Here is a 7,545-nt window from a genome sequence, read left to right on the forward strand (position 1 = left end):
GATCCGGGGTCACCCCGGATCCGGGCCGGCCCCGGTGCCGCCGCGGGTGAACCACGCGGCCGGGCAAGGGGGTTCGAGGCAGGCGCGCGTCGGACTTCGACCGGGTACCCGTGCCGTGGAGCGGCCCGGGGCGTGCCCTAGGCTTGCGCGCGCGGTGATCACGGCGTGACTGCCGCGTCCGGACGTTCGGGTACCGATACACAGGGGACGACGATGCGCAGAGGATCAACTCGGTTCGGGGCCTTCGGGGCGGTGCTCGCCGCGGTGGTGACGCTGCTCGGCGTTGCGGGTTCGCCCGCTCAGGCCGCCACCGGCCGGCCGTTCGTCAACCACGCGAGCGGGAAGTGCCTGGAGATCGCGGACTGGCGTACCGACGTCGGTGCCCCGGCCCGCCAGTGGGACTGCACCGGCGGCGCCAACCAGCAGTGGCAGTACATGCAGGTCGGTCCGGGGATCCCGGCCGACACCCACCGGGCCGACTACCTCCTCAACCTGAACAGTTCCCTGCTGCTGGAGATCGCCGACTGGCGTACCGACAACGGAGCCCCGGCCCGGCAGTGGATCTATGGTGGCAGCAGGCAGGCGAACATGGAGTGGAGCTACTGCTCGAACTGGCCCGGTTGCATGACCGACTGAAACAGGTGCCGCCGCCCGGCCGGCGCTCCTCGGCGGTGACGCCGACGACCAGGACGCGCCGCACCGGCGCGGGAAGTGCAGGGGACGTACGTGGCGGAGATCGGTGGCCGGGCGGCGCAGCTCAGGAGCAGCGGGCTGCGGCACGGCTGGACGACGGGTGCCTGTGCGACGGCGGCCACCAAGGCCGCGTACACCGCGCTGCTCACCGGCGCCTTCCCCGACCCGGTGACGATCACCCTGCCCAAGGGGCAGCAGCCCGCCTTCGCCCTGGCCGTCGAGGAGCTGGCGCCCGGCCGGGCGATGGCCGGCGTGGTCAAGGACGCCGGCGACGACCCGGACGTCACGCACGGAGCGCTGATCCGCTCGACCGTACGGCCCGGGGCGCCGGGCACCGGCGTGGTGTTCCGGGCCGGGCCCGGGGTGGGCACGGTCACCAAGGCCGGTCTGCCGCTGGCGGTGGGCGAGCCGGCGGTCAACCCGGTGCCCCGGCAGATGATGCGGGACGCCGTCGCCGAGGTCGCGGCCGCGCACGGCGGCGCCGGGGACGTGGTGGTCGAACTCTCGGTGGACCACGGTGAGGAGATCGCCCGCTCGACCTGGAACCCGCGCCTGGGCATCCTCGGCGGCCTCTCGATCCTCGGCACCACCGGCATCGTCGTCCCGTACTCCTGCTCCGCCTGGATCGACAGCATCCGGCGCGGGGTGGACGTGGCCCGGGCGGCCGGGCGCGAGCACGTCGCCGGCTGCACGGGCTCGACCTCCGAGAAGGTCGCCGTCGCCGTGCACGGGCTGCCCGAGGACGCCCTGCTCGACATGGGTGACTTCGCGGGTGCGGTGCTCAAGTACCTCAAGCGCCACCCGGTGCCCCGGCTCACCATCGCGGGCGGCTTCGCCAAGCTCTCCAAACTCGCCGCCGGGCATCTGGACCTGCACTCGGCGCGCTCCCAGGTCGACAAGGGCTACCTGGCCGGCCTGGCCCGCCGGGGCGGCGCCGGACCGGACCTGGCCCGGGCCGTCGAGGAGGCGAACACGGCGCTGGAGGCGATCCAGCTGTGCCGGGCGGCCGGGGTGCCGCTCGGCGACCTGGTGGCCGAGGCGGCCCGGGCCACCGCGCTGGACGTCCTGGTCGGCTCACCGGTCGCGGTCGACGTGATCTGCATCGACCGTGCGGGCACCGTCGTCGGCCGCGCCGAGCCGCTGGGCCCGGCGGGCCGCTGACCCGGGCCGTCCGGGAGGGTGGCCGGTCGGCCGGGGTGGTCGGGGCCGGCCGTCAGCGTGCGGTGGCCGTGGCCGCCGGGGGTCGGCTGCCGCGCGGTGCGGGTGCGGCGGCGGCCACCGCCGGGGTGCGGCCGGCCAGGCGGCAGCCGAGGCAGTCGGGGTGGCCCTGGCGGGCGGCGGCGTCGCGGGTGCGCCAGTGCCGGGAGCCGGCCGGGCGCGGTCCGGTGGCCTTGCCGAGGCCGGCGAGGTGCAGGAGCCAGGTGGTGGGTGCGGCCAGGGCGAGGACTGCGCCGCCCAGCCAGAGGCCGGCCGCCGATCCGGCGACGAAGGCCGCGCCCATGACGGTGGTGGCGGTGATGACCAGGGCGCTGCCGGTCCAGCCGGCGATGGTGTGGCCCATGTCGTGGTCGCCGTGTGCAGACATATCGGCTCCTCCCGGGGAGGTGATGGGGTGACGGGCAGGCAGAATGGAGCCCGGGAGACAAGTTATCTCACGAGCTAAGTAGCTTAGATCGTAAGGGGAAATCTCTGTGAAGGGCAAGGAGCGTCCGGCGGCGACGCCCGAGCAGGCGTTGTACGCGATGGACCGGATGATCGCGCTCGCCCAGTTCGGGCAGCAGGACATCGCGGGACGGCTGGGTCTCAACGTCACCGACCTGACCTGTCTCGGCTTCGTCATCGAGGCCGCACTGGCCGGCGAGGCCCTCGCTGCGGGTGACCTGGCTGAACGGGCCCGGCTCACCACGGGTGCGGTGACCGGCGTGCTCAACCGGCTGGAGAAGGCCCGCTACGTCCGCCGCGAGGCCGACCCGAAGGACCGGCGGCGGGTCCGCGTGGTGATGGAGGAGAGCGCGCAGGCCCGCCTCATGGAGGTCTACGGGCCGTTCTACCAGCGGCTCGGGGCGCTGTTCGCCGACTACACGCCGGACGAGACCGCCGTGCTGTCCGACTGGTTCACCCGGGCCAGGGCGACCATGCAGGAGTCACTGGACGAGATCCACGACGGCTGACCGGGCGCCGGTGCCCGGTCTCAGCCCCCCGGTGCCGTCCCGGCGGCCCAGCGGGCCGCTTCGGCCACGTCCTCGGCCACCCGCACGCCGGCCGGCGGGGCCGGGCGGCGGACGATCACGACGGGCAGGCCGAGTTCACGGGCGGCGGTGAGCTTGGCGGCGGTGGCCGCGCCGCCGCTGTCCTTGGTGACCAGGACGTCGATGCGGTGCTCGCGCAGGACGGCCCGTTCGCCGTCGAGGGTGAACGGGCCCCGGTCGAGCAGTACTTCGCAGTGGGCCGGGAGCGGCGGCCCGGGGGCGTCCACCGAGCGGGCCAGGAAGTGGAGCCCGTCCAGGTGGGCGAAGGCCGCCAGGCCCTGCCGGCCGGTGGTGAGGAACACCCTGAGCCCCAGGGCGGGCAGGGCCGCGGCGGCGTCGGCGAGGGACCCGACCGGATGCCACCGGTCGCCCTCCACCGGCGCCCAGCCGGGTCGCCGCAGCGCGAGCAGCGGGACGCCGGTGCCCGCCGCCGCCAGGGCGGCGTTGTGCGACATCACCTCGGCGAACGGGTGGGTGGCGTCCACCAGGGCGTCCACCCGCTCCGCCCGCAGCCAGTCGGCGAGCCCGGCCGGGCCGCCGAAGCCGCCGATCCGGACGTCACCGGCGGGCAGCCGGGGTTCGGCGACCCGCCCGGCCAGCGAACTCGTCACCCGCAGCGCCGGGTCCTCCGCGAGGACGGCGGCGAGCCTGCGGGCCTCGGTGGTGCCGCCGAGGATCAGCACCCGGCGCCGCCCGCCGCCTGCGCCCGCGGGCATCAGGCGCCGCAGGGCTCGTGCGGGCGCTCGCGCCCGGCCGAGTACAGGTGGCTGTCGCGGAACTGCTCGGCGCCCAGCGTGCGGCCGACCAGGATGACGGCGGTGCGCACCACCCCGGCGTCCTTGACCTGGCCGGCGATGTCGGCGAGGGTGCCGCGCAGCACCAGCTCGTCGGGCCGGCTGGCCATCGCGACCACGGCGGCCGGGCAGTCGGCGCCGTAGTTCGGCAGCAGCTCCGCCACCACGTCGTCCACGTACCCGGCGGCCAGGTGCAGCACCAGCAGGGCGCCGCTGCGTCCGAGCGTGGCGAGGTCCTCACCGGCGGGCATCGGGGTGGCGCGCTTGGCGATCCGGGTCAGGATGACGGTCTGGCCGACGGTCGGCACGGTCAGCTCGCGCTTCAGCGCCGCCGCCGCCGCCGCGAAGGCCGGCACTCCGGGGACCACCTCGTACGGCACGCCGGCCGCGTCGAGGCGGCGCATCTGCTCGGCGACGGCGCTGAACACGGACGGGTCGCCGGAGTGCAGCCGGGCGACGTCCTGGCCGGCCTCGTGGGCCCGGAGGATCTCGGCGACGATCTGGTCGAGGTTGAGCTGCGCCGTGTCGACCAGCAGCGCGTCGGGCGGGCACTCGGCCAGCAGCTCGCGCGGCACCAGGCTGCCCGCGTACAGGCAGACCCCGCAGCGCGCCAGGGTGCGCGCGCCGCGCACGGTGATCAGGTCGGCGGCGCCGGGGCCGGCCCCGATGAAGTAGACGGTCATGAGGGCACTCCTGGACGGCTGGTGGGTCGGTCGGCGGGCGGTTCTGCAGCGGGTGGTCTGACGGCGGACCACTGGGTGACCGGCATCGCCTGCCGCCAGCCGGTGAAGCCGCCGACGGGCACGGCGTGCGCGACGGAGAGCCGCAGCAACTCCCCGCCCCAGCGGCGGTACCACTCGGTGAGCAGCGCCTCGGACTCCAGCGTCACGGTGTTGGCGACCAGCCGCCCGCCCGGTGGCAGGGCCGCCCAGCAGGCCTCCAGCAGCCCGGGGACGGTGAGCCCGCCGCCGATGAACACCGCGTCCGGCGTCGGCAGGCCGGCCAGCGCGGCGGGCGCCGGGCCGGTGACGACCCGCAGGCCGGGGACGCCGAGCGCGGCCGCGTTGCGGGCGATCCGCCCGGCCCGGACGGGGTCGCGCTCGATGCTGACGGCCCGGCAGTCGCGGTGCGCGCGCAGCCACTCGATCGCGATCGAGCCGGAGCCGCCGCCGACGTCCCAGAGCAGTTCGCCGGGCGCGGGGGCCAGGGTGGCGAGGGTGGCGGCCCGCACGTGGCGCTTGGTCAGCTGGCCGTCGCTCTCGTACGAGGCGTCGGGCAGGCCGGGCACCAGCGAGCCGCGGACGTCGCCGGCGCATTCGACGGCGATCAGGTTGAGCGGGTCGCCCGGTGGGTGCGGCCAGCCGTCGGCCGGTCCGTCCAGTTGCCGCTCGGCCGGGCCGCCGAGCTGTTCGAGCACCCGCAGCCGGCTCGCCCCGAAGCCGCGCGCGGTGAGCAGCGCGGCGACCGCGCCCGGGGTGTGCGCGTCGGCGCTGAGCACCAGCAGCCGGCGCCCGGGGTGCAGCGCGAGGGTGAGGGTGTCGAGCGGGCGGCCGACCAGGCTGACCACCTCGGCGGCCTCCAGCGGCCAGCCCAGCCGGGCGCAGGCGTACGACACGGAGGAGGGGTGCGGCAGGACGTCCAGCTGCTCCGCGGCGACCGCCCCGGTCTCGACCAGGGTGCGGCCGATCCCGAAGAACATCGGGTCGCCGCTGGCCAGGACGCAGACCCGGCGGCCGCGGTGCGCGGCGAGCAGTCCGGCGACGGCGGGGCGCAGCGGGGACGGCCACGGCACGCGATCGGCGCCGACCGCCTCGGGCAGCAGCGCGAGCTGCCGGGGGCCGCCGATCACCACGTCGGCGGCCGTCAGTGCCTCGCGGCCGCCGACGGTCAGGCCGGACCACCCGTCGGCGCCGATCCCGACCACGGTGACCCGGTCGGGCCCGCTCGGGGCGGGGGCGGCGGCGGGGGCAGCGGTGTCCGTCGGCGCGGGGTCGGGGCCGGTGGCCAACAGGTACTCCTCGCGGGGCTGGTTCGGGGCCGGTCCGGGCGTTGGTTCGCAGGTCGCGCACGGGGCGGTAGGGGCAGCGGCAGCCTACCTGGCGGTACGCGGCGGCTTCGCAGGGCCCGCGCACCCGGGCGTCCGCCGCCCGCCGGCCCGCCCGCCGGCCCGGGCGGCGGTCCGTCGGTGGGATGCGGGTGGGATGCGGGTGGGATGCGGGCGGGATGCGGGCCCGTGGGGTCTGGGCTACGTTCGCGAGGGGGTACCTCAGCACGCAACGGAGGACACCATGTCCGACTCAGCGGTCCCGCACACCACCAGCAACGCCGGTGTCCCGGTGCCGAGCGACGAGCATTCGCTCACGGTGGGACGGGACGGCCCCATCCTGCTGCACGATCACTACCTGATCGAGAAGATGGCCCAGTTCAACCGGGAGCGGGTGCCGGAGCGGGTGGTACACGCCAAGGGCTCCGGCGCGTACGGCGTCTTCGAGGTGACGCAGGACGTCAGCCGCTACACCAAGGCGACGCTCTTCCAGCCGGGCAAGCGGACCGAGATGCTGGCCCGCTTCTCCACCGTCGCCGGCGAGCAGGGCAGCCCGGACACCTGGCGGGACCCGCGCGGCTTCGCGCTGAAGTTCTACACCGAGGACGGGAACTACGACCTGGTCGGCAACAACACGCCGGTCTTCTTCGTCCGCGACACCATCAAGTTCCAGGACTTCATCCGCTCGCAGAAGCGGCGCACCGACAACGGCCTGCGCGACCACGACATGCAGTGGGACTTCTGGACGCTGTCGCCGGAGTCGGCCCACCAGGTCACCTGGCTGATGGGCGACCGCGGCATCCCGAAGTCGTACCGCCACATGAACGGGTACAGCTCGCACACCTACATGTGGATCAACGCCGACGGCGAGCGGTTCTGGGTCAAGTACCACTTCAAGACCGACCAGGGCGTCGACCACCTCACCCAGGAGGAGGCCGACCGGCTGGCCGGCTCGGACCCGGACCTGCACCGCCAGGACCTGTACGACGCGATCGAGCGCGGCGAGCACCCGTCCTGGACGCTGCACGTGCAGGTGATGCCGTTCGACGCCGCGCCGGACTACCGCTTCAACCCCTTCGACCTCACCAAGGTCTGGCCGCACGGTGACTTCCCGCTGATCGAGGTCGGCCGGATGACGCTCAACCGCAATCCCGAGGACTTCTTCGTCCACATCGAGCAGGCCGCCTTCGAGCCGTCGAACCTGGTGCCCGGCATCAGCGTCTCGCCCGACAAGATGCTGCTCGGCCGGATCTTCTCCTACCCCGACACCCACCGGTACCGGATCGGGCCCAACTACATGCAGCTGCCGCCGAACCGGCCGCACGTACCGGTGCACTCCTACGCGAAGGACGGCCCGATGCGGTTCGACCCGAGCCGGGTCGCCGCGCCGTACGCCCCCAACTCCAAGGGCGGGCCGGCCGCGGCGGCGGAGCGCTACGACGACCCGTCGGCGGGCTGGCAGACGTCCGGCGAGATGGTCCGCGAGACCTACTCGCTGCACCGTGAGGACGACGACTTCGGCCAGGCGGGCACCATGGTCCGCACCGTGCTGGACGACGCCGCCCGCGACCGGCTGGTCTCCAACATCGTCGGCCACCTGCTGGCCGGGGTGAGCGACCCGGTGCTGGAGCGGGCCGTGCAGTACTGGCGCAACGTCGACAAGGACCTCGGCGACCGGGTCGCCGCCGGGGTCGGCAGGGCCTGAGCAGGGCCGGCCCGCAGTCTGCGGGTGCTCCGGCGGGCGCGGACCGGTACGGTCCGCGCC

General features: G+C 75.0%; 8 protein-coding genes. 4 read left to right on the forward strand and 4 right to left on the reverse strand.

All coding sequences use genetic code 11. The annotated features are described in order from the left end of the window. Positions 1 to 213: 213 nt before the first annotated feature. Together ACFUK0_RS38840 and ACFUK0_RS38845 are read left to right on the forward strand one after the other, a co-directional pair. Complete coding sequence (locus ACFUK0_RS38840) at positions 214 to 636, forward strand: RICIN domain-containing protein (protein ID WP_380258562.1); 423 nt, start codon at positions 214 to 216, stop codon at positions 634 to 636. Positions 637 to 726: 90 nt separating this feature from the next. Further along, entirely contained in the window at positions 727 to 1,854 is a 1,128-nt protein-coding gene (locus tag ACFUK0_RS38845; protein WP_380258564.1) for a cobalt-precorrin-5B (C(1))-methyltransferase, read from the forward strand. Positions 1,855 to 1,906: 52 nt separating this feature from the next. On the opposite strand, the gene ACFUK0_RS38850 is transcribed toward ACFUK0_RS38845, so the two are convergent. Then, complete coding sequence (locus tag ACFUK0_RS38850; protein WP_380258566.1) at positions 1,907 to 2,278, reverse strand: HGxxPAAW family protein; 372 nt, start codon at positions 2,276 to 2,278, stop codon at positions 1,907 to 1,909. 106 nt (positions 2,279 to 2,384) lie between these two features. Here ACFUK0_RS38850 and ACFUK0_RS38855 point away from each other — a divergent pair, with 106 nt between their 5' ends. After that, positions 2,385 to 2,864 (forward strand): MarR family transcriptional regulator, encoded by a 480-nt coding sequence (locus ACFUK0_RS38855; protein WP_380258568.1) that lies wholly within the window; start codon positions 2,385 to 2,387, stop codon positions 2,862 to 2,864. Positions 2,865 to 2,884: 20 nt separating this feature from the next. Here ACFUK0_RS38855 and ACFUK0_RS38860 read toward each other — a convergent pair whose 3' ends face one another. From ACFUK0_RS38860 to cbiE, 3 genes are read right to left on the reverse strand one after another with little or no spacing between them, the layout of a single operon-like run. Continuing rightward, positions 2,885 to 3,658 (reverse strand): cobalt-precorrin-6A reductase, encoded by a 774-nt coding sequence (locus ACFUK0_RS38860; RefSeq protein ID WP_380258570.1) that lies wholly within the window; start codon positions 3,656 to 3,658, stop codon positions 2,885 to 2,887. Beyond that, complete coding sequence (cobM, locus tag ACFUK0_RS38865) at positions 3,658 to 4,419, reverse strand: precorrin-4 C(11)-methyltransferase (RefSeq protein WP_380258572.1); 762 nt, start codon at positions 4,417 to 4,419, stop codon at positions 3,658 to 3,660. The genes ACFUK0_RS38860 and cobM overlap by 1 nt, the downstream gene beginning before the upstream one ends. Further along, the gene (gene cbiE, locus ACFUK0_RS38870) at positions 4,416 to 5,744 is read right to left on the reverse strand and encodes a precorrin-6y C5,15-methyltransferase (decarboxylating) subunit CbiE (RefSeq protein ID WP_380258574.1); all 1,329 of its coding nucleotides are present in this window, start codon (positions 5,742 to 5,744) and stop codon (positions 4,416 to 4,418) included. Before cbiE ends, cobM begins: the two co-directional genes overlap by 4 nt. Positions 5,745 to 6,024: 280 nt before the next feature. On the opposite strand from cbiE, the gene ACFUK0_RS38875 reads away from it, so the two are divergent. Beyond that, positions 6,025 to 7,485, forward strand: coding sequence for a catalase (locus ACFUK0_RS38875; RefSeq protein WP_380258576.1), 1,461 nt, complete (start codon positions 6,025 to 6,027; stop codon positions 7,483 to 7,485). Positions 7,486 to 7,545 lie beyond the last annotated feature (60 nt).

The organism is Kitasatospora sp. NPDC057223 (assembly GCF_042669755.1).
Classification (GTDB): Bacteria; Actinomycetota; Actinomycetes; order Streptomycetales; family Streptomycetaceae; genus Kitasatospora.